Source organism: Cytobacillus sp. NCCP-133, from assembly GCF_026011715.1.
Taxonomy (GTDB): domain Bacteria; phylum Bacillota; class Bacilli; order Bacillales; family Cytobacillaceae; genus Cytobacillus.
The window spans coordinates 73,387-97,963 of the sequence record NZ_BRVM01000015.1; the positions used below are offsets into that span (position 1 = coordinate 73,387).

The following is a 24,577-nucleotide window of genomic DNA, read 5'->3' on the forward strand; positions in this document are numbered from 1 at the left end:
CCGCTCTTTTCTATATATGGCTTTAAAAGGAGACTTGCTTTTAAGGATCAATCAATTAACCAACGAATTCGGATGTTTCCAAACTAACCATTTCATTTATAAATAAACCGGTCAGGCACATCTAATCACCTTTTATCTCGAGCAATTTCTGCCTCAAGTCATTTTCCATATTCGCAAGGTCATATTCAGCCTGGCGGCGCTTACTTCGGCCTTCTTCCTGAATCCTTAGTGTCTCTTCAAGAGTAGAAATCAGATTTTCCTGCGTTTTCTTTAACGTTTCAATGTCCACAATGCCCCGTTCATTTTCACGCGCGGTCTCAATCGTGTTCATTTTTAACATTTCAGCATTTTTTAATAAAAGATCATTTGTAGTTTTCGAGACTTTCTTCTGAGCCTCCACAGCATGGCGCTGCCGCAGCAATGTTAAGGCAATCGCCACCTGGTTTTTCCAAAGAGGGATGGCCGTCATGATGGATGACTGAATCTTTTCAACCAGTGCCTGATTTGTATTCTGGATCAGGCGTATTTGCGGTGCACTCTGAATGGTGATCTCCCGGCTTAATTTCAAGTCATAAAGGCGCTTATCCAGGCGGTCTGCGAACTGAATCATATCATTGACTTCCTGGAACTTCATCTGGTCATTTGTTTTCTCTGCCTTTTTCTTCAGCTCCGGAATCGTTTTTTCGTGGAGCTCCTCAAGTTTGAGCTCCCCTGCCGCAATATACACATTTAAAGCATGGAAGTATTCCTTATTGTTTTCATAGAGCTTATCAAGCATGACGATATCGGAAAGCAGAAGATTCTTGCTTCGCTCAAGCTTCACGCTGATCCGGTCAATCTGAGTTCCGGTTTTCTGGTATTTGGACAGTACTTCCTGAACAGAACCCGACAGTTTTCCAAACATCTTAGCTAAAAAGGATGCCTTCTCCGGCTTCAGTTCGTCTGGATTTACATCATTAAATTTCTTCATCAAATCATTGATGATTTCCCCTACTTCGCCTACATCCTTTTTTTGAACATGCTCGAGCATTGTATGGGAAAAAGATAAAAGCTTCGATTGTGCTGGAGTTCCATAGGAGATCATCGCCTGATGGTTGGCCGGGTCAATCTGCTTGGCCAGCTGATAGGCTTTTTCCCGGTTTTCTTCAGGGAGCACATCAATTAGCCTTGTCCGCTTTTCATCCATGGATGGTGAGGAGGCAATCTCCTTCTTTTCCCCAAACGGATCAGCCAGGAGATCATCCATCAGGCTGGCACTTGTATTCTTTAACAAGGACTGATTTTCTTCGGTCATTTTAATCTCCTGCTTTCATCCTGAAATCTTGAATCCTTAATCTTCTCAATCGAATTCTTGGCAACATCGATCTCAAAATTAAGCTGTTCTATATCTTCCTCTATTACCCGGTGAAGGTCTTCCTCCACATGATGGGTGAGCATATCAAGCGTACGGCGGGTTTCCTTAAGCGACTGATCCAATTCACGCGTCTTTTTCGGCTGCGAAGATAGAAACACATACTTCTCCGCCAGCTCCACTGCGGAATCCAGATGGGAAAAATAGAACTGCTCCGCCTGGTAAAAGCGCTTGGGCTCCCTTTTTGTCAGCCTGTATATTCTTCTTGTCACTCTCATGAACTCCATCCGCTGCTTCAGCGTTGGAAAATGGCGAATCGAAAACATCGCCTTATGCAGACGGGTTAATTTCCGCTTTGCTTCATCAAGATTTCTCTTTATATATTGGTATTCCCTTCTCGTTAACCCATGCCTTTTTAAAAAGCGGCGACGCTGAATTATGCCTCCAGCCCAATAGGTGAGCAGTCCTGCTGCTGCACCATATACACCCGAGAGGAGAAAGGTTTGATCAAAAGCAAAATAACTTACCAGCCAAACACTGACAGACAAAGGAACCGCTGTCAGCAAACGGAAAGTAAACGCTAAAAAAGAATTCATCTCTATCGACTCCTGACTCATAGTCCTACTTATTTATACGTTTTTCGCAAACATAAAGTTTCATCCAAATGCAAAAATAAAGCACGAATTAATCAAATTCAGGCACCCGCCCTTAAATCTATTAAAACTCACTTGCCAAACTTCTCAAGTATAACGATACAGGAAAACCCTGCCCCCCGCCATAGACCCTAATAGTAAACGCAACTAAGACCTGAGTCGTATATTTAAGTTCCTGCACTTACGTTTACCCTTATTCATTTATGGGAATACATTTCTGTACTAATTTGCATACACCATGGAGGAAAACGTAATGAATAAGCACTATTTTTTTATAACGATTATATTAATAGTTTCACTCGTATCTTTGCCTTCAGGATTTGCAGCAGAAACCAGCGGCCAGAATGGCTCGGTTGTGATCGTTTCCTTTGATGGAATGCGGAATGACCTGGCAAAGGAATATATAAAAGAAGGAAAGCTTCCTCATCTTCAATCCCTTATGGAAAAAGGAGTAACGGCAAAGGATTCAACAACCGTTACGCCCTCCCTGACTGCTCCCTCCCATGCAGCAATTGCAACAGGAGCAACTCCGTCCGAAACCGGCATGGTCAGCAATAAGTGGCAGGATCCCCATAAGGAATTAGCAAACGGTGAAAGCGCCTTTCATCAGCCTCTGGATCGAAGCCCGCTTTGGTCAGAAGCGAAAAAAAACGGCAAAACAACTGCAACGGTCCTTTTTCCGGGCTCAAACCCCGATGCCGGATCACAGGCTGATTATGCTGTTTATTACGGTGAAACATGGGCGGAAAGCTCAAAGGAAAAGCTGAATTTTAAATCTGCAAAAGGGTTTCATCACCCTAAAAGAAGCTTCAGCCCAATAAAAGAAGCAACACTTAAGCTGCCGTTAAAAGAAGCCAAGAGTCAAGAAATTTATATATTCGCAATGGACACTTCGGATGATGGAAAAACAAACTATGACCAATTTATTTTTTCAAACAATCGTTCTTCGGAATCTGCTGATTCTATTGTAAAAGCGAATGAATGGGGGGCTTTTCCTGTTAAGGTTGAGGATGATTCGGCTGGATTCTGGTTTAAAGTAAAGGCTGATCCCGCTCTTCAAAAGGCCGGCATCTATCGGACAGCTATTACTTCAGGACTCATTGAGGGTCCTCCGGGGTTTGAAGAGGAAATCATTTCGGAATTCGGCTTCTTTCCTGTCCAGGATGATACCAGAGCCTTTAAAAAAGGCTGGCTTTCCAGGGACGAATACGAAGATATAAGTTCTCGCTTTGTGGGATGGGCTGCGGATGTCTCTCTTTTTATAAAAGAAAAATACCAGCCGGATCTGCTTATGTTCTATGCACCCCAGATTGACCATGAATCACATCATTACTTGATGACTGATCCAAGACAGCCTGAGTTTACCGAAAAAAGTTCAAAAAAACAGATGAAATATATTGAATGGTCCTACCAAATCGCTGATGATGTAATCGGAAAAACAATGAACAGCCTGAATGGAAATGACCACCTTTTAGTTGTCTCCGATCATGGAATGGAGCCTGTGCACACCATTCTTGCACCAAATACATTACTGAAGAAAGAAGGGCTTCTGAAAACCGATAAAAATGGCAAGATTGACGAGGAAGAATCAAAAGCAATTGCTGTTGCCAGCGGATCCGCTGCACAAATATACCTGAACAAAGACCTCTCAAAAGAAGAAAAAGAGCAGGTCGCCAAGCAAGTAGAACATCTTTTTAGCGAGTATCAAATAAAGCCCGAATTCAAAAAAGAGGTACTTACGCATTGCTTTGGAAGAATAGGCAATACTATCGTTCAAAGGCGTTTTAGCGATTTGGATCAAAAAACAAAACAATTCTTCAATTATTTGCTGCGAAAGAAGGAAAAGCCCTACAAAATAGAAAATGGCAGCCAACAGGAGAAGGACCACCCCAACGAAGGAGAAATCCTCTTGCTTGGCGCTAAAGGGTATATGATGGGCAGCGGACTGACGAAAGCCTCCATGCCTGCCATCGAACTGGGCAGCCATGGAGGCAACCCTGACCGAAAAGAACTGAAAGCAGTCTTTTTCGCGCATGGCCCTTCTTTTAAAAATAGCGAAAACATCGGCTCCATTGCAACACTTGATATTGCACCAACTGTTTATAATTTATTAGGGATACCAGCCCCAGGCTTCCTGGAAGGTGAAGTTTTGGAGGATGCACTTGAATAAGCGAGAGGACCTTGCGGAAAGCAAGGTCCTTTGTTTAAGAGTAAAAAGTATAAAATTTTGAACTTAGATAACTGTCTTGCGCAAGCAGCCTGCCGCACAGATCATCCACCACACTTGCAAGCCAAACCCTTACCAAACAAAAGACCCCTCTCCCCAAGAGATGAGTATGGCAATTTATATACAATCCAATTCCACCGTCACAGTGGTGCCTTCACCAATATTGCTTTCGATCCTCATTGAACCATGGTGTTCCTGAATAATTTTATTGCTGACTGTAAGGCCCAATCCAATCCCTTTATCTTTTGTTGTGTAAAAAGGCGTTCCAAGGTGTTTAAGCATTTCTGGATCAATTCCCGGCCCTTCATCCGAAAAAGCAATCTTCACCCGCTTGCTTTCGATTCTTTCCACCTCTATATTAACATTTCCGCCTTTCGGCATCGCTTCAATCGCGTTCTTGAGGAAGTTGACGAATACCTGCTTTAACTGGTGAAGCGAACACATTAGCAAAATTACTTCCTCATCATAATTTAGCTTTATTTGCACATTGTGGAGGAGAGCCTGCGGATGAAGCACGTTAATCGTGCTTTCCAAAACGGAGATTACATTCCCTTTTTCAAATTCGATCGCCTGAGGTTTGGCCAGTGACATAAATTCATTGACAATCATGTCGATCCGGTCAAGCTCCTCCATAATAATAGACAGGTAGTCATCCTGTTTTTTCAGGTTCACACTTGACTGAAGCAGCTTTGAAAAACCTTTTAAAGATGTAAGCGGATTCCGGATTTCATGGGCGACCCCGGCTGCCAGCTGGCCGATGATAGAAAGGCGATCCAGATTTCGCAATGCATTATCATTATTAACCCGATCCGTAATGTTTCTTCCTACAGCTACGAATAATTCGATCTCGCCTTTATCATTTAAAATAGGAGAAATGCTTGTTTCGACAAAAATTGTATCACCGTTAGCTGCCGATAGCTTAGTTTCGATCAGCTGCGGCTCACCCGTTTCCAATAGCTTATGAAACACTATGCTGAAGTTCTCTTTTTCCTCAGGCAACATAACGCTGCAGCAGTTCTTTCCTACAAGCTGCCGCGGTGAAAACCCCAGAATCTTCTCATGTGATGGCGATGCATAGATCAAGATTTGATCCCTCTTAAAAACTTTAATCATATCCGTCGTATTCTTTGTAATCAAATCATATAATTCACGCGTTTTTCTTAGCTCTCTTTCCAAAGTCTTTAAATCTGTCATATCGCGAAAAACGGCAAGGACCGCAATGATTTTTCCCTTTGAATTCCGAAAAGGAGAATAGGACACTGATATATCCAAAACTGATCCGTCCTGGTGATACCGCTGTGTCATGACATTGCTATACACCTTTCCAAGTTTAACGAGTTTAATAATACCCTTCACCTCTTTGGGATTTTGAAACTCTGTAAACTTTTTCCCGATTACTTCTTTTTCTGTATAGCCAAAAATTGTTGTATACATATGGTTTACTCTTATAAAACGATTTTCCATATCAATAATGGCAATCCCATCAGCAGTACAATTCAGAAACAAATCGATCAACTCATCAGGATTGGAATCAATAGAATCAATAGAATCACTTTCGTTTCCAAGAATCGGGAAACCACTTTCCAATGAGCTCACCCCATTTAAATACTCTATTAATTTCATTTTACAGAATTTTAAGATAAAAAACACGATTATCTTTAGGGAAACTCCATATTTTTGAATAGAATTGAAAAAAAGCAACTCCCCAAAGGTTAGTTGCTTTCTCGCAATTCTATTTTCGCTACTGCTTCACAGTGCATGGTCTGAGGAAACATATCTACTGGCTGCACTTCCACCGTCTTGTAGCCGCCATCCTCTAGAATCCGTAAATCCCTGGCAAGAGTTCCTGGATTGCATGACACATAGACGACTTTTGCCGGCTTCATGCTAAGAATAGTTTGCAGCAGGGCTTCGTCACAGCCTTTACGCGGGGGATCCACTATAAGCACATCTGCATTGTTGCCTTTTTTGTACCATTCCGGAATCACCTCTTCTGCTTTACCAACTGCAAATTCAGCATTCATGATTCCGTTGAGGGCAGCATTCCTCTTTGCATCCTCAATGGCTTCAGGCACGATTTCAACGCCGAAGACTTCTTTTGCCTTTTGCGCCAGGAAAAGGGAAATGGTTCCGATACCGCAATAAGCATCAATGACCTTTTCATCCCCGCTCAAGTCCGCATATTCCAGTGCCTTTTCATATAGTACCCTGGTTTGCTCAGGGTTTACCTGATAAAAGGAACGTGCAGAAATGGCAAATTGAATATCCCCGATATAATCATAGATCACTTCTTCGCCCCATAATACGCGGGTAACATCCCCCATGATCACATTCGTTTTTTTAGAATTGACATTATGCACAACTGACTTAACACCTTGAATGCTCGCGACAATCTCTTCGACAATCTTCTGCTTATGCGGCAATTCGTTTGATCTGGTGACCATTACAATCATGACCTCCCCGGTCACAAGCCCATAACGCGCCATTACGTGTCGCAGATCTCCTTTATGCCTTCCTTCATCATATGCACGGACCCCATAGCGACCGCAGATTTCCTTTACCTTTTGGACTGCCTCATCATTTTTTTCCTGCTGGATGAGACACTCTTTCATATCAATGATTTGATGGGTGCGATGCTGATAAAAACCGCCGATCAATCCGCCTTCCTGCTCGCCAATTGGCACCTGTGCTTTATTGCGATAGCGCCATGGGTCCATCATGCCAAGCACGGGATGAACCTTTACATTTTCAAGCCTTCCCATCCTGGTCAGCACATCCCTGACTTGTTTTTCCTTTGCAAGCAGCTGGCCTTCATAACTTAAGTGCTGAAGCTGGCAGCCCCCGCATTCTTTGTAAATTGGACAGGAAGCATCGACCCTGAATGGGCTTTCTTCGTATGTTTCAATCAGGCGCCCGAATCCGTAACTCTTATTGACTTTTACAACCTTTATTTTTGCTTTTTCTCCAGGAAGCCCATTCGGCACAAACAGCGGATAGCCCTCTACCTTGGCAACGCCTTCTCCCTCATGGGTTAAGTCTTCAAAAACAACATCTATAAAATCATTTTTTTGCACCGGTAATGTTCTGCTCATCTTTTTCTTCCTTTTCAGCTTAATTCCGTGACCTCTTTGACTAGAGAGATTGTATCACAAAACAGCATGAAATACGAAATTAGATACCGCCTTTTCTTGATTGCCATGTTTTAAGAAAATCATAAGTTTTATTTGCAGCTTTTCCTGATCTATTTACCAGTTCATGCATCCTCTTTGGAAAACGCCTGATCCTATTTGCATTTTCATAAACTTTCCAGATACTATCCTACTACAACAAAAAGCCCGCTCCAGGAGCGGACTTTTCTTATCATGATTTACCTTGCCCAATCTGTCGGGCGGTCTTCTTCACGGATCTGGTCAATTGGGACGAAGACCTCCAAGTGCCTGTATAGATTAACAAATTCAGCCGGAAGAAGCCCGCCAAATTCACCATCAAGGTTTAGCTGCACTTTTTCCTTCGATTGGACTTTTATCCGGTTTGCCTGTGTATAAATTACGTTCGGATCTTTTATATGCTCACCGCGCACTGCCATAGTGGCAATGCGAATGAAGTCTGCCAGATTTGTTTTCTTTAAAATCAGCAGAGAGAACAATCCATCATTAATGCAGGAATCCGGGGCAAGCCTTTCAAAGCCGCCAACCGAATTGGTTAATCCCACAAGGAAAAGCATAGCTTCTCCTTCAAAGATTTTTCCGTCAAATTCGATGCTAACTTCAGTTGATCGGAAGGAAGGAAGCATTTCAATGCCTTTTAAATAATACGCAAGCTGGCCGATCATTGTTTTGAGCTTGCTTGGCACTTCATATGTCAGCTCAGTCAGCCTTCCGCCGCCGGCAATATTAATAAAATATTTATCGTTAATCCTTCCGATATCAACAGGGATTGTATCGCCTCTAACAATAATATTTGCGGCCGCCTCCACATCCCTTGGAATATGGAGTGCTCGTGCGAAATCATTTGTAGTTCCAGTCGGGATGATCCCCAGGCGCGGCCGATACTCCTGTTCAGCCAGGCCGTTTACAACCTCATTGATCGTCCCGTCTCCGCCTGCCGCAATCACTAAATCATAGCGGCGCTCGACAGCTGTCCGTGCAGCGATTATTGCGTCCCCTTCGGCTGTTGTGGCATGGCATGAGGCTTCATAGCCTGCCACTTCCAACTTTTGCAGGACCTCCGCCAAATGCTTTTTAAAAATTTCGCGGCCTGAGGTCGGATTATAAATAATTCTTGCTCTTTTCATAGCCCATCATCCTATTATTTAATCAACTTGTCTTAATCCGTTTATATAATTCCATCATTTAACATCATAGCGAATAGAATTGCCCTTAGCAAATTTTCACGTTTACTTCCGGTTTCTATTCTATTCACTTCTGCCTCTTTTCTCAAGTAGCAGACAACACAAAAGAAGTATACCCTCATTAGGCACAAAAGTATCCTGATTAAGCATTATTTTTAAAAAGAATGGTGAGCTATGTCCCTTATGATCGGCAATGCTCCAATCTGGGCTGGCAAGTCCCAGATCCACTGCTAAAATAAACTATTAAGTCTTTTTTATTTTAAGATAATTATATTGAATTTCCAAACTCTTAACACAATGTTAAGAGTTACTCCCAGTTGAAATTTTCAGTTTTGTTTTTAGACCCACCCAGCATTTTTAGCAGGCCCCAAATAAGCAGCAGGCAGACAAAAGCGATCGAAAAAAAGCGCGCAAACCAAGTTTCTCCAGCAGAAACAGACTTTTGTTTTGCTGTCTCATTTACAAGAGGGACTTCTTTGTTACTCTCTTCTGCAATTTGGGTCATGATTAGACTAAGAAAATCATCCTTTCCCGGCATGGACGGCAATAAATGGTCCGCTTCATCCATCGCAGCAAGATAAACTTCCAGACACTGATCGCATAGATAGAGATGATCTTCATAGACTTCGCGCTCTTTGACACCAAGCTCATTTTTCACATATTTCAGCCATTCTTCCAATGAATAATGATCCATGAAAAATCCATCTCCTTCCATTGCTTTATCAGCGATGAACACCTCAATGCTTTTTATTATATCCTGCCGGGTATTTTATCGGTTACATTCATCCATTCATATGATAAAAAAGGGCATTTCTATATATAACTTCGAAATAAGAGCTCTTTTTTTGAGTGCCGTAATAATCATAATTGAGAGAACCCTGCAATTCAATCGTTTTAATATAGAAAAACCCTCACGAAATGAGAGTCAATTAGATTCCAAAATGCAAACATTGCAAACATAAGGGATCGTATGTGCTGCGCGGGCGCCAAATTGAGAATCAAACTCTTTTAATAATGCTGATGGAAGATCCTTGGCTGCAAAAAATTGATTAAGCCATTTTTCATTGCTGAAGGATGCTTTGAAGTCCAGTTTATAAAAGTCTCTAAGTTCAAATCCATTATCCCGCCATTCAGTAAACCACTCAACAGGATACCCATTAATTTCATGCCGGGACTCCATACCTGATGGCCAGATGTTCTCGCCTAAAAAATTTTCAAGTGCTCTAATTGTCGTTTCTACTGGCTCGCCGTCCCGCAAAATTCTGGAATCGGCAACAATTAATTTCCCCTTCGGCTTTAAAATGCGCCTTATCTCCTTCAATGCCCGTTCACGTTTAAACAGGTGCCACGCTTGATAAACTGTCACCATATCATAGCGGCTTTCCTCTAAATCTAGATTTTGCGCCGATCCTTTTACGTAAGGGATCTGTACAAAGCGTTCCTTACTGAACCGTTTGGCTTCTTCAAGCAATTCCTCCGATAGTTCCACGCCAATTACGTCTGCATTTCTAAGCTTTAATTTTCTTGTTAGAGTTCCTGTCCGCGCACCTATATCAGCAACTTTCTTTCCTTCAAATGAAATGCCTCTCATATTTAAGCTCTCAAAAAAACTGATTGGAATCTGCTTTTTGAATGGCACAAGACCTTTTTTTGCCTGTCCCATATTCGTTACCATACCACTCACCGCCCTATATTCTAATAATTATAAATTTAACCTTAAACACAACCATTATATGGTAAACTGTAAGCGTTGACAATAATTGAGGGGGTTCCAGGAAATTATTTATTAAAAGTTGGCTGAAGTGCGGCCTTGTATGAATATATTATTTAAAAAGGATTGATACGATGACGTTACTAATTTTTCTGGCAGCGTATTTGATTGGATCGATTCCCACTGCATTATTAGTTGGCAAGTATGCGTTTCAGATCGATATCCGGGAACATGGAAGCAATAATCCGGGGGCGACCAACACACTGCGGGTACTTGGAAAAAGAGCAGCTATTGTAGTGCTCCTTGTCGATATTGGCAAAGGGGCACTGGCTGCAGCTTTGCCAATCATGCTGCAGCTTGATGCAGATCCGCTAATGGCTGGCATGGTTGCTGTATTTGGGCATTGCTTTCCTATTTTCGCTGGCTTTAGGGGCGGCAAAGCCATAGCCACCACGGCAGGTGCCTTGCTTGTCGCAAATATTTGGTTGTTTTTCATTGCCTATCTTTCATTTATTGCTATCATCTATGCAACAAAGTATGTATTTTATGGGTCCCTTGCAGTTGGTGCCTCTTTACTGGCTTACTCCATTTTTACACCAGGGCGTGAGCATGAACTTATCTTTTCTATTTTCCTTTTATTTCTAATTTTCCTGCACCGCTCAAACATTAAAAACTTTATAAACAGAAAGGAACCTAAAATAACGGATAAAAGCTTAAAGAATGACAGAATCCCTCCTAGAGATACTAAGAAAAGAGCCTAAAACAGGCCCGGATGCCATCTTTTTTCGGCTTTCGGGCTTTTTTTATGTTTTTCACATGAAAGCAGCCCCTGTAGCAAATCCTTTGAATAATGTTTATGATAAAGGGAGTCTATAGTGTGTATGATAATGACAATATAAACCAGCGGCGATTTTTTTACAAGAGGGTTTATTTCTTTAGAATATGGGTATATGAAGTGAGTTAATGTGTATTTAAACTAAAGGCTCTGTTAATTTCGCGGTCTAATCAAGGGTGCAAACATCAACAAGGAGCGTTAGCACAGACAAAATATGATTCGTACTTTTACATATCAATATCAGGGGGCAATGGGATGACAGAAGAAGGCTTAATACTTCAAACAAAGATAGATGGATTTGATTTTAATTGGGATCTTGATAAAGGACTATTTAATTTTGAAGGCGAAGATGCCGTCCTGTTTTGGATTAAATCAGCGATGAAGAGCTTTTTTGATACGATTGAAGAAATTTCAGGAAAAGAAATGTCCAGCCTTGTCCTTGAAACGACTGGATTCAGGCAAGGGATGGTTGTAGGTGAATTTTTCAGGAACTTGGGTCTTCCTGCAGCGGAAGTAGCAAATATTATTCCGCGAATTTACGCTTCAGCCGGCTGGGGAAAATTTACGATAACCGACTTGGATCCGGAAGCAATGACAGCCAAAGTCCGTACTGTGGACAGCTGGGAATATAAAATAAATAAAGAACAAGGAAAAACTGAATCAGGCTCGTTCCTTTCCGGGCATTTTGCCGGCATCTTTTCTGCTGTATTCGGAACAAGCCTTTGGTATAAAAAAGTGAAAGACCAACTGGGTAACCAGGAGTACACCGAACTGGATTACTTCCCTTCAACGGTTACCGTGGAAGAAAATATCCACGCATTAGCCAGACGCGAGGAATCTCAAAAAATCAGCGAGCTTGAAAAACTAGTGGAAGACCGGACAAGAGACCTAAAAGAGCTTGTAAAGGAAATCTCTTCTCCCGTGATCCCCGTTTTAGATGGAATTGTCGTTGTGCCTTTATTGGGAAGATATGATGAATTCCGTTCAGAGGAACTGGTTGATAAAACCCTGCACAGTTTGCCAAAGCACCAAGCTGACTGCCTGATTTTGGATTTGACGGGATTGAACCAATCCATCGGCACCTACACTGTAGAGTTTTTAAGCAAACTTGCAGCTGCGGCCAACCTTATTGGTACTGAAACCATCCTTGTTGGCATCTCACCAGAACTTGGCACAAAGATTACTGAAACAAGTTTCAATCTTTCCAAATTCAATTGCTTCACCAACCTGCAGCACGGCATCTATTATGCCCTTTCAAAAAAAGGCAGGAAAATATTCTAATAAAGTGAAACTTCAATCAGTAGGGGGGCTTTATCCCCCACTGATAGTTAGTTGAGGCCCACAGGACAGAAGGTTTCGTCAGTAAATCTTTTGGCACGAAGAAAAAAGCGGTAGCTTTTTTTGAGGATAATCATCGCACGACCGAAAGCGGCAGCTCTTAGGAGGACAAGGCTAGTCTTTGTTCTCTATCTGGCCTTTACATTCAAAACAACCCTCCGCCACATTATGCTTTCTTGGGTGCTCCCCTGTATTTAGCTTCTCGCAGTTCGAGGACATAAGCTTCCAAATTCGGCATCCCCATTTCTTTTGCAATTCTGATCTCTTTTTCAATATCATAAGGGACACGAACGATTTCAATTGAAAAAGGTGCAGGGTCCTTTGAGCGATATTCTCCATGCAGAATGGCATAAGTCGCCTGCGGAATATCAAGGGAATTTCCCACACTTCCAGTATTAAACAGCGTTTTTTGCGGTTGGATCGGTTCAATAAGGGCAGCATGGATATCCCCGAATCCCACCACATCCGGAGTCATTCCTCTTTCACCTGCATTAATGTTCTCTGTATTCTCAAACATGGCCAGCTTTTCTTCATGAGAATCGCGCATCGGCACAACACGGTGATAGATGCTTTTCGCTGAAGCATGATAAAGCCTTATATATTTACCGCTCATATAAAAATCATGATGAAATGGCAGCGTGCTCAAATATGCCAAGGTCTCTTCCCCAAGCTGCCTTTGATGCCATTTCCCATCTTCGAAATCGAGCGGCTTCTGCATAAAATCATCCCAATTGCCAAGAAGGACCACTTCGCAGGTCTCCCTTATCCGCTCAACTGCCTTTCGGGAATTCGGTCCTTTTCCAATCAAATCACCTAGGCAGAAGATCGTCCCAATTCCACGCTCGCGGATATTTTCCAAAACAGCTTCGAGTGCTGTCATATTGCCATGTATATCTGAAATCACTGCCACTTTCCCCATCTACTGTCTCCTCCTTACTGTACCTATGTATTTCTCCAAAACTCACCAGCTTCCTCTATCATTCCTAAAAATAACCAGCACCATTTACAAAATTTGATTTTTCCCCATACCGCCATTCCATTAAAAATATGGTAAAATAACAGCAGGCAAAAAACCATTATTACATATAGAAGGAGTAGGAATTATGTCAAAAGTATTTGTATTCGGGCACAAAAACCCAGACACAGACTCGATCTGCTCAGCTCTTGCTTATGCTGAATTAAAAAACAAATTAGGCGTTGATGCTGAACCAATCCGCCTGGGCCAAGTAAATGAAGAAACTCAATTTGCTTTAAATTACTTTAAAGCGGAAGCTCCCAGCCTGGTTGAGGACGTTTCAAAAGAAGCAAGCGAAGTCATCCTTGTTGACCATAACGAATTCCAGCAAAGCGCAGACGATATCAGAGATGTAAAAATCCTGGAGGTTATCGATCACCATCGAATTGCAAACTTTGAAACAAGCGATCCGCTCTATTACCGGGCGGAGCCGGTTGGCTGCACAGCAACGATCCTAAACAAAATGTATAAAGAAAACGGAGTGGAAATCAGCAAAGCAACAGCTGGCTTAATGCTATCTGCCATCATTTCCGATACCCTTTTATTCAAATCTCCTACCTGCACAGATCAGGACACTGCAGCAGCACGCGAGCTTGCTGAAATGGCTGGCGTAAATGCTGAAGAGTATGGCTTGGAAATGCTGAAAGCAGGTGCAGACCTAAGCAGCAAATCTGTAAAAGAACTAGTTTCCCTTGATGCGAAGGAATTCCAGATGGGCAGCTATAAAACAGAGGTTGCACAAGTGAATGCTGTAGATCTGAATGATGTTTTAAGACGCCAGGCGGAATTGGAAGCAGTCATTTCCGAAACCATTACCCAGAAAGAACTCGACTTGTTCGTCTTTGTTTTAACAGACATCCTAAACAACGATTCAGTCGCAATCGCACTTGGTAAAGAAGCAGCAGCTGTTGAAAAAGCTTATAATGTAGTACTTGAAAATAACAAAGCCTTATTAAAAGGCGTTGTTTCACGTAAAAAGCAAATCGTTCCGCCCCTTACAAACGTATTGGCTGGTAAATAAGAGAGAAGCAGTGCCGAAATGGGCACTGCTTTTTACTTATCCAGCAAATCTCCGGTCCCGCTCACAAGCTTCATCATAAGTTCCTTCACTGTCAACGCTTCAGCTAGCCTCACTCCCTGTCCAGACCACAAGAACATAAACTCCGGTCGCTCCAATTTGGCAGCCTGTTTTCTGAGTGGAGCTGTCATATCGTTTTGAAGCGGATAAGGCAATGCGGGCTGGCCATCCATCTCTTCGATAAACCGATTGCCAACTCCTCGTGCCAGCTTTCCAGAAAAAGCTTTTGTCAATGCCGTCTGCTCTTCTGTAGCGTGAAGGAATGCATTTTTATATAACGGATGAGCCCCGCTTTCCCGGCAAGTTAAAAATGCCGTGCCAAGCTGAACACCCGCTGCTCCGAGCATCAGCGAAGCAGCAATTCCGCGTGCATCCATTACTCCACCTGCGGCGACCACAGGACAATTAATTGCATCTGCAACCTGCGGGATAAGCGCCATGGAACCGACCAGTCCGCTTTCTTCTTTATGAAAAGTGCCCCGGTGACCGCCAGCCTCACTTCCCTGCGCAACAATCAGGTCTGCTCCAGCTTCTTCCCACTCTACTGCTTCATTTACATTCGTTGCTGTTCCTGCAACAACCGTACCCCGTTTTTTTAATTCATGAAGAGTCGTTGAATCAGGTATGCCAAACGTAAAGCTGCAGACCGGAACACCTTCCTCCCATACAACCTCCAACTTTTTTCTATAAATTGATTCATAATCCCTTCCAGGCAAAGACGGCTTCTCCTCCAAGCCCAGCTCAATGCTGTACCTGGACAGAATCTCTTCCATTCTCTGAATCTCATCAGCTTCTGCCGATGCCCCCAGATCAGGAACGAATAGATTCACGCCAAAAGGTTTCTCTGTCAGACTCCGAATCCTTCTAACATCTTCTCTCACCTCTTCAGGCATCATATAGCCAGCCCCCATATTGCCAACCCCGCCGCTATTGGATACCTCGATGATTAATTGAGGGGTTGTCATTCCTCATGCCATCGGCGCCTGAAAAATCGGATATGTTAACCGAAGCTTTTCCGTTAATTGATTTCGGTTCCAGCCCACTGTTAACTCCCCCTTCCTCGATTATTTTCCCGAAACTAAAGTATTGATTATACTATCTGCAACTGTATGCCAGACTTCAGAGTCTTCTTGATATGTCGCAGTCAGCCTCTTGTACATGCTCATTTGTTTTTCATTGAAATCTTCAGCATCTTTAGCCGGAAGATTCCTCCTTTCTTCATCCACAAGCTGCTGTACTCGTTTGGCCCTCGGACCCCAAACTGCAGACTCCTTTCCCTTTTGATTTATAAAAATAAAAATCGGTATGGCCCTGGAGGTTCCATTAGTAAGGTACTGGTCCATCAGCTCCAGATTTTCATCCCGCAAAATAAAACATACTTCGTTGCCGATTTCCTCTGCAACTCTCAGCAGGATTGGATTGTTCAGCATAGCATCCCCACACCAATCTTCCGTTATGGCAATAGCCTTCATGCCATTTCCCTTTAAATCTGCCAGTCTTTTTTTTTCTTCATCTGACAAGGAAAAACGGTCATAGATCAACTTCATTTATTCTTTATTTACTTTCATGCGGTCTATATATTCTTGTGTACCCAGTCCCTTTGAATGCCAGTCCATTAACTCCATATTTTACACTCCTTATTCTGATTGCCTTTCATTCTTATTCTTTAATTTCCCCTGACATTCCTGCCCACTCATTCAATGCATTTCCTGTAAAACAATGTAAAACCACATCTTTTCCTGGGAAATAGAGAGACATTTTGTCGAACAACTTATATGTAAAAGAGCTGATGGATTAGATTGACCATCAGCTCTTTATTAACAGTACTATCGTTTTTTGATTTCCTCTTGTAAAAGCTTATTTACAAGAGGCGGATTTGCCTGGCCTTTTGTTGCTTTCATAATCTGGCCGACAAGGAATCCGATCGCCTTTTGTTTTCCGTTTTTAAAATCCTCGATGGATTGCGGATTCGCATCAAGTGTTTCGCCAATAATTTTCAGGAGAGCACCTTCGTCAGAAATTTGGACAAGGCCTTTTTCCTTAACGATTGTTTCAGGATCTCCTCCGTTTTCGACTAACTCTTTGAAAACAGTCTTAGCAATCTTAGATGAGATCGTGCCGTTTTCAATTAATTTAATCATACCGGCAAGTCCCTCAGGTGTAAGAGCAATGTCACCCAGTTCTTTTTGCTCGGCGTTCAAGTAGGCAGACACCTCACCCATTACCCAGTTGGAGGCCTGTTTCGCTTCTGCTCCGGCATTAACTGCTGCTTCAAAAAAATCGGATGTTTCTTTTGTAACAGTCAAAACAGCTGCATCATAAGCAGGCAATCCAAGCTCTTCAATATATCGGTTCTTTCTTTGATCCGGAAGCTCAGGGATTTCTGCGCGGATTCGCTCTTTCCATTCTTCATCGATATGGATATCCAGCAAATCCGGCTCAGGGAAATAACGATAATCATCCGAACCTTCTTTTACCCTCATAAGAATCGTCGTATTTGTCGCTTCATCATAGCGGAGGGTTTCCTGCTGGATTGTTCCGCCAGAATTCAGGATCTGCTCCTGGCGTTTTTCCTCGTATTCCAGCCCTTTGCGTACAAAGTTGAAAGAGTTCAGGTTCTTAAGCTCAGTCTTTGTACCGAATTCCTCCTGCCCGACAGGACGAAGGGAAATATTCGCATCACAGCGAAGTGAGCCTTCCTCCATTTTACAATCGGATACGCCTGTGTACTGGATAATCGATTTCAATTTTTCCAGATAAGCGTATGCTTCATTCGGTGTGCGGATATCCGGTTCAGATACGATTTCGATCAATGGTGTACCCTGGCGGTTATAGTCCACCAGAGAATATCCTTTTTCATGGCTAAGCTTTCCTGCATCCTCTTCAAGATGAATGCGTGTGATTCCGATTTTTTTCTTATAGCCATCCACTTCAATTTCAATCCAGCCATGCTCGCCGACCGGCTGATCAAATTGCGAAATCTGATAAGCTTTCGGGTTGTCTGGGTAAAAGTAGTTTTTTCGGTCAAACTTTGTCACAGGCGCTATTTCGCAATTTAAAGCCATTGATGCCTTCATCCCAAATTCTACTGCCTTTTTATTGATAACCGGCAAAACGCCAGGATAGCCTAGATCAACGACCGTTGTATTAGAGTTCGGCTCAGCACCAAAATGGTTTGGGCTGGCAGAAAAAATTTTAGAATCCGTTTTTAGCTCTACGTGTACTTCAAGTCCGATAACCGTTTCATATTTCATGACTTTTCCCCCCTTACAGTCCCGGTTTTTGTTTATGATAGTCAGTTGCCTGCTCAAATGCATGCGCTACACGGTATACAGTGCTCTCGTCGAAATGCTTTCCGATAATTTGGAGGCCAAGCGGCAATCCATTTGAGAATCCGCACGGCACGCTGATTCCCGGTACACCTGCAAGGTTAACAGGTATGGTTAAAATATCATTTGCATACATCGTCATCGGATCTGACGTATTTTCACCGACTTTAAAAGCTGGAGTCGGTGCAGTTGGCCCAATGATGACGTCATACTTTTCAAACACATTTTCAAAGTCCTGCTTAATAAGCGTACGAACTTTTTGTGCCTTCTTATAGTAGGCATCATAGTATCCAGAGCTTAGGGCGAATGTCCCAAGCATAATACGACGCTTCACTTCATCACCAAAGCCTTCCGCTCTTGTCTGTTTATATAAATCAATTAAGTTCTCAGGCTGAGGGGTACGGTATCCATAGCGAACGCCATCAAAGCGTGCCAGGTTTGCCGAAGCCTCTGAAGAAGATAGCAGATAATAGGTTGCCAGTGCATATTTTGAGTGAGGAAGCGAAACCTCTTCCCAAGATGCCCCCAATTTTTCTAACACTTTTAGTGCATCCATTACAGACTGGCGGACGCTCTCTTCAACACCTTCTGCAAGATACTCTTTCGGTACAGCGATCTTCAAGCCTTTTACGTCCCCAGTTAAGCTTTCCGCATAGCTTGGGACCTCGACATTTGCTGAAGTCGAATCCATTGAGTCCACCCCGGAAATTGCCTGAAGCAGATAAGCGTTATCTTCAACCGTACGGGTAATCGGTCCAATCTGATCCAATGATGACGCAAAGGCAATTAAGCCAAAGCGGGATACCCTGCCATATGTCGGCTTCAACCCAACTACTCCACAGTAGGAAGCTGGCTGCCTGATGGAACCGCCTGTGTCCGATCCAAGTGAAAACAAAACTTCCCCAGCAGCAACAGAAGCTGCAGAACCGCCTGAAGAGCCACCTGGGACTCTTTCCAGGTTCCAAGGATTGCGGGTCACTTGAAAGCCTGAGTTTTCAGTTGATGAACCCATTGCAAATTCATCCATATTCAACTTTCCGATTGCAATCGTTTCTGCATTATGTAGTTTGGATGCAACAGTCGCATCATAAATCGGATCAAAATTCTCAAGGATTTTACTCGCACTTGTTGTTCGAATCCCTTTTGTTACGATATTATCCTTCACCCCGATTGGCATGCCAAAGAGAAGCCCTTTTGCTTCATCTGTTCCGATCTTATCATCCATCTTCTTTGCTGCCTCACGGGCTCTCTCTTCATCAAGCGTTAAAAAAGCCTGTACCTTGTCTTCCACCACACCGATACGCTTGTACGATTCGCTGACAAGGTCGGTAACCGTGATTTCCTTCTTATGTAAAAGCTGATGAAGCTCAGAAACCTTATGGTCAAATAAACTCACCATTTTCCCCTCCTACTCAATAATGGACGGCACCTTAATATAGCCATACTGATGTTCCGGCGCATTTTTCAGAACTTCTTCTTGCAGAAGCCCCTTTTCCGCCTTGTCTTCTCTCATCACATTTTTCATATCAAGAACATGGGATGTTGGTTCTACATTGTCTGTATCAAGCTCATTTAACAGCTCTGCAAACGAAATCATTTTATCCAGCTGTTCCTTATAAGCTGCAGCCTCTTCCTCAGTCATTGCAAGTCTTGCCAAATGTGCAACATGCTTGACCTGATCAGTCGAAATTCTCGACATAAATGCCACCTCCAAAAATTCAATTCTGCCAATGCACAATAATTATGATCATACCAAACTTTCGCGCGTTAAAGCAACACGCGCGCCGTCTGTTTCAACAATCTTCTGCTTATTTTACCACGAGTTGAGCTAATTGTGTGTTTACATCAGGCAGCTATTCAAATATAAGAAGCGAGCAGCGCCACATAACACTGCTCGCTTTCCTATTTGCCCCGCTTAAATAGCTTCGCAAAAATCCCGCCAGTTGCCTTTTTAGCCTCCGCCTTTACTGTTTTTCGCCCCACGAAGATTTCGGGTTTATCGATCGCATAATCATGTGCAAGAACCAAGCCAATTTCTGAATTATGCTCTTTGTTGGTGACGATTGTATATTCGACCTTATATTTTGAAGCCACTTTGATATATTTCGATAAGTATGAGTAGCTCATATTTCCATTCAGGTAAAGATGCGCCTGCCTGTTGGCTTTCAATTCTTCTTCGACTTGCGGATAGATCCCATCTTCCCGTAACTGCGGCTGCTTGAGTGCAATAACAACCCTCTCCCGGAGCGTTCCCAGGAACTTTCGCCGCTCATCAGGTTTTACCTGTTTTTGCCCATGTATCCCCTGCTGAAGATAATCATCTATATTTTCGGCCACTGTAAAACCTCCGCTCTCTTATGATGTGTTTACCTTCCATTCTACTGCATTATAATATGTATGTTCTTTATAGTTAGACGGTGCTAGTTTAATTTTAACCCCTTTATAGTAAAAAAAAAACTCTCTTCAGTCGAAGAGAGGACAAAACAGGAGAATATACAGGTTAAAAAATCAAGTTCCTAACGATAAAATTACACAATCAGATTAAGCTTCCTGCTTTTCAGTTGTGAACTGTTTTTCTTCTGTCGAACCCTTTAATGCGGTAGTTGAAGAAGTTCCGCCAGTGATGACCATTGAAACCTGGTCAAAATAGCCTGTGCCCACTTCACGCTGGTGCCTTGTAGCTGTGTAACCGTGCTGTTCGCTTGCAAATTCAGCCTGCTGGAGTTCAGAGTAAGCAGCCATTCCGCGATCTTTATAGCCGCGAGCTAATTCAAACATACTGTGATTAAGGGCATGGAAGCCTGCCAAAGTTACGAATTGGAATTTGTAGCCCATTTTTCCGAGTTCCACCTGAAACTTCGCAATCGTCTCGTCATCAAGCTTCTTTTTCCAGTTGAAAGATGGGGAACAGTTATAAGCCAGCAATTTGCCCGGGAACTTTTCATGGATTGCTTCAGCAAAGCGCCTTGCTTCTTCTAAGTCCGGTTCAGATGTTTCACACCATATAAGATCAGCATAAGGAGCATAGGCAAGTCCCCGAGCGATCGCTTGATCAAGCCCCGCCGTAGTGCGGAAGAATCCTTCGGGGGTACGTTCTCCTGTGATGAAAGGTGCATCATAAGGATCAACATCGCTTGTAATTAAATCTGCAGCATTTGCATCTGTCCGGGCCATGATGATTGTCGGAACACCCATAACATCAGCAGCAAGCCTTGCAGAAGTCAGATTTTTAACAGCTGTCTGTGTTGGCAGCAATACTTTTCCGCCGAGATGGCCGCACTTTTTCTCCGAAGATAGCTGATCTTCAAAGTGAACGCCGCCTGCTCCAGATTCAATCATGCCTTTCATGAGCTCAAATACATTCAGCTGTCCCCCAAAGCCAGCTTCAGCATCAGCTACAATCGGTGCAAACCAGTCAATGGAATTGTCGCCTTCCATATGATGGATCTGGTCAGCACGCTGAAGTGCCTGGTTAATTCTTTTAACAACGCTAGGAACACTGTTAGCGGGATATAAGCTTTGGTCGGGATACATATTCCCAGAAAGGTTGGCATCCGCAGCTACCTGCCAGCCGCTTAAGTATATGGCTTTTAGCCCCGCCTTCACCTGCTGAACAGCCTGATTGCCCGTTAACGCCCCCAAGGCATTTATGAAGTCTTCTTCATTGACAAGCTTCCAAAGCTTCTCTGCACCATGGCGCGCTAACGTATGTTCAATGTCGATGGATCCTCTTAATTTGATAACATCCTCCGCAGTGTACGGCCTTTCAATTCCGTTCCAGCGTTCATTCATTTCCCAGCTTCCCTGCAATTGACGCACTCTTTCATCTGCCATTTGATTAAATCCTCCTTTAAATTAGAAAAAATCAGCTTTCAGCAAACTCTCAGATGAATAACGTTGTTGTTACATAACAGATATAAAAATACTAATCTGTCATATAATTAATCTATGCTGTTATAAAACAATTAATTATCTATGTTTTGTATTATATAACAGAAATTTCGGAATAGGAACCCCTTTTTTTTATAATTTTTTGAAAAGTTTAAACTAATTGAAAATACCCTTTTTTGGATATTTTGTTTAATGTGTTAGGGTGAGAATCTTTTTACAAGGAAATTTAGGCTGATAACCTGTGCAATATAATCTATTTTTCCAAACGCTTACCAGAGATGACAAAAGATTGGAGACGCTGGCAGCTCGCAAAATTTCGGTTAGGCTGCTCAGCTTCTTAAACTGCTTTCAAGCCTAGACTCAAGTTTAAGAACAAACATGCCGAAAATTTTTTAAGAAATTTCAAAAAAACTAATGTCTAACTTGAGAGAGGCCAAAAAACGCGATCATTTTTTGTTTTTTCCGAAAAAAACACGCCTTTTCATTAACTTAATTTTATAAATTTAAATGAATAGATATGTTGATATGTGAGATATAACAGCAAATTAATGCGATTTTACGTATTTTTATACATTTTAAAAATAATAGTATCATAGCTTTTTTGTTCCTCTAACTATATTATGTTATGATAAATAAGGTCTTTTCAAAGAGACCTACACCCCGATTCAAGTTTTTCACAAACACAAAACTGTATGTTACTGTATAAAGGGGACTTTTTTCACGTATGTATTAAGGGGGACAATTCTAAAGGAGGAGGTGAACATATGGATTTCACTGTAGCGACTTGGCTATGGCTTCTAATTCCAATGCCCTTGTTGATTGTGTTATCGGGCATCACTTATTTTACAGAGACAAGGAGAGGATAAACTAGTATGGATATCAATTTACCCACGTTAATTGCGATTATTGTTTATCTGGTCGGCATGCTGTTAATTGGTTTTCTTGCAGCAAGAATGACCAAAGATTTATCTGATTATGTTTTAGGCGGAAGACGCCTTGGAGCTGGAGTGGCGGCTTTAAGTGCCGGGGCATCCGATATGAGCGGCTGGCTGATGCTTGGATTGCCTGGTGCTGTTTATTTAGGCGGCATGGGCGAGATTTGGCTTCCGATTGGTTTGGCAGTCGGTGCTTACCTAAACTGGCAGTTTGTTGCTAAGCCATTACGTGTATATACGGAAGTGGCTAACGATTCGATTACAGTTCCCGGTTATTTTGAAAACCGATTCCATGACACCTCTAAAATACTTCGTGTCGTTTCTGCAATTGTTATACTAATCTTTTTCACATTCTACACTTCTTCCAGCCTTGTTGGCGGTGCCATTCTGTTAGAGAATTCATTTGGAATGGACTACACGGTTGCACTTTGGGTTGGGGCTGCAGTCATTCTATCTTACACTTTCTTTGGAGGATTTTTGGCTGCCAGCTGGACAGACTTCATTCAAGGTATTTTAATGTTCCTCGCTTTGATCATTATTCCGATTGTTGCTATCCGGGAACTTGGCGGATGGAATGAGACAGTAGAGCAAATCGGCACAATTGATCCAACTCACCTGGATGTTGCTGCAGGAGCCACTTTTGTTGGTGTTGCTTCACTATTGGCCTGGGGACTTGGCTATTTTGGACAGCCGCATATCCTTGTCCGCTTTATGGGATTAAAATCAACAAATGACGTACCTAAAGCGCGTTTCATCGGTATGACGTGGATGGTTCTTTCGCTATTTGGAGCTCTGTTTGTAGGATTTGCAGGTATCGCTTACTTTGCAGATACCCCACTTAATAATTCTGAAACAGTATTCATCATGTTTTCTCAAGTTTTATTTAATCCATGGGTAGCAGGATTTTTATTAGCAGCCATTCTCTCAGCAATCATGAGCACGGTTGACTCTCAATTGCTCGTTTCTTCTAGTGCATTGGCACAGGATTTCTATAAATCTATCTTTAGAAGAAATGCTTCCAAGAAGGAAGAAATGATTGTTGGCAGAATTGCTGTACTGGGCATTGCAGTTATTGCAATCTTTTTAGGGTATAACCCAGAAAGCAAGGTATTGGAACTCGTTAGTTATGCTTGGGCAGGATTCGGTGCTGCTTTCGGGCCAGTCATCATCCTGAGCCTATTCTGGAAGCGCATGACGCGCAATGGTGCTCTTGCCGGCATTATTGTTGGTGCTGTTACCGTTATTGGCTGGAAGCAAATTAGCGGAGGCATTTTCGACCTTTATGAATTGGCGCCCGGCTTCTTGTTTGCTGGTTTATCGATTATCATCGTCAGCCTTCTAGACAAAGAACCTTCAAAAGAAGTACAAGAGCAATACAATCAGTTCAAATCCATTTTAAAGAAATAGCATAAAAAAAATCCCTCTTCACCAAAGTGAAGGGGATTTTTTTATATTACAAACTAAGAATTTTTTAACGTCGATAACTGTCTAGCTCCACAAAGAACGCTTCTGAAGCTTCATCATCGCACAACCGAAAGCTGCAGCTTTTTTTAGAGGAGTGGCGTTCTTAGTCTGCGTTCCTTTGTGGGCAAGACGCTTACGCTATTCTTAATACATTTCAGAAGTTGTCTTCGCCTGCATATGCAGAAGAATGTAGTCAGGGCCACCCGCTTTGGAGTCTGTTCCTGACATGTTGAAGCCGCCGAATGGCTGGTATCCAACGATGGCTCCTGTACAGCCGCGGTTGAAGTATAGGTTTCCAACATGGTAATCTTCGCGCGCTTTTTGGATATGCTCACGGTTCTTCGTGATAACAGCACCAGTTAATCCGTATTCTGTATTGTTTGCAATTTCAAGCGCATG

At 42.6% G+C, this 24,577-nt stretch carries 21 protein-coding genes; 5 read left to right on the forward strand and 16 right to left on the reverse strand.

Translation table 11 applies throughout. The features are described from left to right. Positions 1 to 121 precede the first annotated feature (121 nt). Positions 122 to 1,294 carry a toxic anion resistance protein gene (locus NCCP133_RS16335; RefSeq protein WP_264806138.1) on the reverse strand — a complete coding sequence of 391 codons (1,173 nt, stop codon included), beginning with the start codon at positions 1,292 to 1,294 and terminating at the stop codon, positions 122 to 124. Continuing rightward, the gene (locus NCCP133_RS16340) at positions 1,291 to 1,947 is read right to left on the reverse strand and encodes a 5-bromo-4-chloroindolyl phosphate hydrolysis family protein (protein ID WP_264806139.1); all 657 of its coding nucleotides are present in this window, start codon (positions 1,945 to 1,947) and stop codon (positions 1,291 to 1,293) included. Before NCCP133_RS16340 ends, NCCP133_RS16335 begins: the two co-directional genes overlap by 4 nt. 310 nt (positions 1,948 to 2,257) lie before the next feature. Between NCCP133_RS16340 and NCCP133_RS16345 the strand changes: the two genes are divergently transcribed. After that, positions 2,258 to 4,174, forward strand: coding sequence for an alkaline phosphatase family protein (locus NCCP133_RS16345; RefSeq protein WP_264806140.1), 1,917 nt, complete (start codon positions 2,258 to 2,260; stop codon positions 4,172 to 4,174). A gap of 174 nt (positions 4,175 to 4,348) precedes the next feature. On the opposite strand, the gene NCCP133_RS16350 is transcribed toward NCCP133_RS16345, so the two are convergent. The 5 genes from NCCP133_RS16350 to NCCP133_RS16370 form a co-directional block, all read right to left on the reverse strand. Beyond that, positions 4,349 to 5,818 (reverse strand): PAS domain-containing sensor histidine kinase, encoded by a 1,470-nt coding sequence (locus tag NCCP133_RS16350; RefSeq protein WP_264806141.1) that lies wholly within the window; start codon positions 5,816 to 5,818, stop codon positions 4,349 to 4,351. 125 nt (positions 5,819 to 5,943) lie between these two features. Then, positions 5,944 to 7,323, reverse strand: coding sequence for a 23S rRNA (uracil(1939)-C(5))-methyltransferase RlmD (gene rlmD / locus NCCP133_RS16355; RefSeq protein WP_264806143.1), 1,380 nt, complete (start codon positions 7,321 to 7,323; stop codon positions 5,944 to 5,946). Between the two features lie 275 nt (positions 7,324 to 7,598). Further along, positions 7,599 to 8,525 (reverse strand): diacylglycerol kinase, encoded by a 927-nt coding sequence (locus NCCP133_RS16360; protein WP_264806144.1) that lies wholly within the window; start codon positions 8,523 to 8,525, stop codon positions 7,599 to 7,601. Positions 8,526 to 8,889: 364 nt separating this feature from the next. Then, the gene (locus NCCP133_RS16365) at positions 8,890 to 9,276 is read right to left on the reverse strand and encodes a hypothetical protein (protein WP_264806145.1); all 387 of its coding nucleotides are present in this window, start codon (positions 9,274 to 9,276) and stop codon (positions 8,890 to 8,892) included. 231 nt (positions 9,277 to 9,507) lie between these two features. After that, positions 9,508 to 10,257: a class I SAM-dependent methyltransferase gene (locus NCCP133_RS16370; protein WP_264806147.1), complete on the reverse strand. Its 750-nt coding sequence runs from the start codon at positions 10,255 to 10,257 to the stop codon at positions 9,508 to 9,510. Between the two features lie 170 nt (positions 10,258 to 10,427). Between NCCP133_RS16370 and plsY the strand changes: the two genes are divergently transcribed. Together plsY and NCCP133_RS16380 are read left to right on the forward strand one after the other, a co-directional pair. Further along, positions 10,428 to 11,054, forward strand: coding sequence for a glycerol-3-phosphate 1-O-acyltransferase PlsY (gene plsY / locus NCCP133_RS16375; RefSeq protein WP_264806148.1), 627 nt, complete (start codon positions 10,428 to 10,430; stop codon positions 11,052 to 11,054). A 329-nt stretch (positions 11,055 to 11,383) separates the two neighbouring features. Further along, positions 11,384 to 12,409 (forward strand): STAS domain-containing protein, encoded by a 1,026-nt coding sequence (locus NCCP133_RS16380; RefSeq protein WP_264806149.1) that lies wholly within the window; start codon positions 11,384 to 11,386, stop codon positions 12,407 to 12,409. Between the two features lie 223 nt (positions 12,410 to 12,632). Here NCCP133_RS16380 and NCCP133_RS16385 read toward each other — a convergent pair whose 3' ends face one another. Then, positions 12,633 to 13,385, reverse strand: coding sequence for a metallophosphoesterase family protein (locus NCCP133_RS16385; protein ID WP_264806150.1), 753 nt, complete (start codon positions 13,383 to 13,385; stop codon positions 12,633 to 12,635). Positions 13,386 to 13,569: 184 nt separating this feature from the next. Here NCCP133_RS16385 and NCCP133_RS16390 point away from each other — a divergent pair, with 184 nt between their 5' ends. Beyond that, the gene (locus NCCP133_RS16390) at positions 13,570 to 14,502 is read left to right on the forward strand and encodes a manganese-dependent inorganic pyrophosphatase (protein ID WP_264806151.1); all 933 of its coding nucleotides are present in this window, start codon (positions 13,570 to 13,572) and stop codon (positions 14,500 to 14,502) included. A 32-nt stretch (positions 14,503 to 14,534) separates the two neighbouring features. Here the strand turns inward: NCCP133_RS16390 and NCCP133_RS16395 are convergent, their stop codons facing one another. From NCCP133_RS16395 to aceA, 7 genes are all read right to left on the reverse strand, one after another. After that, the gene (locus NCCP133_RS16395; protein WP_264806152.1) at positions 14,535 to 15,524 is read right to left on the reverse strand and encodes an NAD(P)H-dependent flavin oxidoreductase; all 990 of its coding nucleotides are present in this window, start codon (positions 15,522 to 15,524) and stop codon (positions 14,535 to 14,537) included. A gap of 99 nt (positions 15,525 to 15,623) precedes the next feature. After that, positions 15,624 to 16,106 carry a thioredoxin family protein gene (locus NCCP133_RS16400; RefSeq protein ID WP_309298081.1) on the reverse strand — a complete coding sequence of 161 codons (483 nt, stop codon included), beginning with the start codon at positions 16,104 to 16,106 and terminating at the stop codon, positions 15,624 to 15,626. A gap of 279 nt (positions 16,107 to 16,385) precedes the next feature. Beyond that, positions 16,386 to 17,813 carry an Asp-tRNA(Asn)/Glu-tRNA(Gln) amidotransferase subunit GatB gene (gatB, locus tag NCCP133_RS16405; RefSeq protein ID WP_264806154.1) on the reverse strand — a complete coding sequence of 476 codons (1,428 nt, stop codon included), beginning with the start codon at positions 17,811 to 17,813 and terminating at the stop codon, positions 16,386 to 16,388. Between the two features lie 13 nt (positions 17,814 to 17,826). After that, positions 17,827 to 19,284 carry an Asp-tRNA(Asn)/Glu-tRNA(Gln) amidotransferase subunit GatA gene (gene gatA / locus NCCP133_RS16410; RefSeq protein WP_264806160.1) on the reverse strand — a complete coding sequence of 486 codons (1,458 nt, stop codon included), beginning with the start codon at positions 19,282 to 19,284 and terminating at the stop codon, positions 17,827 to 17,829. A 12-nt stretch (positions 19,285 to 19,296) separates the two neighbouring features. After that, entirely contained in the window at positions 19,297 to 19,587 is a 291-nt protein-coding gene (gene gatC, locus NCCP133_RS16415; RefSeq protein ID WP_264806155.1) for an Asp-tRNA(Asn)/Glu-tRNA(Gln) amidotransferase subunit GatC, read from the reverse strand. A gap of 203 nt (positions 19,588 to 19,790) precedes the next feature. Continuing rightward, positions 19,791 to 20,225: a YueI family protein gene (locus NCCP133_RS16420; RefSeq protein ID WP_264806156.1), complete on the reverse strand. Its 435-nt coding sequence runs from the start codon at positions 20,223 to 20,225 to the stop codon at positions 19,791 to 19,793. 204 nt (positions 20,226 to 20,429) lie between these two features. Beyond that, positions 20,430 to 21,722, reverse strand: a complete 1,293-nt coding sequence (gene aceA / locus NCCP133_RS16425) for an isocitrate lyase (RefSeq protein WP_264806157.1) — start codon at positions 21,720 to 21,722, stop codon at positions 20,430 to 20,432. A 929-nt stretch (positions 21,723 to 22,651) separates the two neighbouring features. Here aceA and putP point away from each other — a divergent pair. Continuing rightward, positions 22,652 to 24,121, forward strand: a complete 1,470-nt coding sequence (putP, locus tag NCCP133_RS16430) for a sodium/proline symporter PutP (protein ID WP_309298082.1) — start codon at positions 22,652 to 22,654, stop codon at positions 24,119 to 24,121. 201 nt (positions 24,122 to 24,322) lie between these two features. Here the strand turns inward: putP and NCCP133_RS16435 are convergent. Then, positions 24,323 to 24,577: aldehyde dehydrogenase family protein (locus tag NCCP133_RS16435; protein ID WP_264806158.1), on the reverse strand; the 255-nt coding region annotated here is incomplete at its 5' end.

What these genes read in the sequence shown, in the direction of transcription:
- NCCP133_RS16335 (WP_264806138.1), bottom strand. Translation starts at nt 1,294, where the DNA reads ATGACCGAAGAAAATCAGTCCTTGTTAAAGAATACAAGTGCCAGCCTG.
- NCCP133_RS16340 (WP_264806139.1), bottom strand. Translation starts at nt 1,947, where the DNA reads ATGAATTCTTTTTTAGCGTTTACTTTCCGTTTGCTGACAGCGGTTCCT.
- NCCP133_RS16345 (WP_264806140.1), top strand. Translation starts at nt 2,258, where the DNA reads ATGAATAAGCACTATTTTTTTATAACGATTATATTAATAGTTTCACTC.
- rlmD (WP_264806143.1), bottom strand. Translation starts at nt 7,323, where the DNA reads ATGAGCAGAACATTACCGGTGCAAAAAAATGATTTTATAGATGTTGTT.
- NCCP133_RS16360 (WP_264806144.1), bottom strand. Translation starts at nt 8,525, where the DNA reads ATGAAAAGAGCAAGAATTATTTATAATCCGACCTCAGGCCGCGAAATT.
- NCCP133_RS16365 (WP_264806145.1), bottom strand. Translation starts at nt 9,276, where the DNA reads ATGGATCATTATTCATTGGAAGAATGGCTGAAATATGTGAAAAATGAG.
- NCCP133_RS16370 (WP_264806147.1), bottom strand. Translation starts at nt 10,257, where the DNA reads ATGGTAACGAATATGGGACAGGCAAAAAAAGGTCTTGTGCCATTCAAA.
- plsY (WP_264806148.1), top strand. Translation starts at nt 10,428, where the DNA reads ATGACGTTACTAATTTTTCTGGCAGCGTATTTGATTGGATCGATTCCC.
- NCCP133_RS16380 (WP_264806149.1), top strand. Translation starts at nt 11,384, where the DNA reads ATGACAGAAGAAGGCTTAATACTTCAAACAAAGATAGATGGATTTGAT.
- NCCP133_RS16385 (WP_264806150.1), bottom strand. Translation starts at nt 13,385, where the DNA reads ATGGGGAAAGTGGCAGTGATTTCAGATATACATGGCAATATGACAGCA.
- NCCP133_RS16390 (WP_264806151.1), top strand. Translation starts at nt 13,570, where the DNA reads ATGTCAAAAGTATTTGTATTCGGGCACAAAAACCCAGACACAGACTCG.
- NCCP133_RS16395 (WP_264806152.1), bottom strand. Translation starts at nt 15,524, where the DNA reads ATGACAACCCCTCAATTAATCATCGAGGTATCCAATAGCGGCGGGGTT.
- NCCP133_RS16400 (WP_309298081.1), bottom strand. Translation starts at nt 16,106, where the DNA reads ATGAAGTTGATCTATGACCGTTTTTCCTTGTCAGATGAAGAAAAAAAA.
- gatB (WP_264806154.1), bottom strand. Translation starts at nt 17,813, where the DNA reads ATGAAATATGAAACGGTTATCGGACTTGAAGTACACGTAGAGCTAAAA.
- gatC (WP_264806155.1), bottom strand. Translation starts at nt 19,587, where the DNA reads ATGTCGAGAATTTCGACTGATCAGGTCAAGCATGTTGCACATTTGGCA.
- aceA (WP_264806157.1), bottom strand. Translation starts at nt 21,722, where the DNA reads ATGGCAGATGAAAGAGTGCGTCAATTGCAGGGAAGCTGGGAAATGAAT.
- putP (WP_309298082.1), top strand. Translation starts at nt 22,652, where the DNA reads ATGGATATCAATTTACCCACGTTAATTGCGATTATTGTTTATCTGGTC.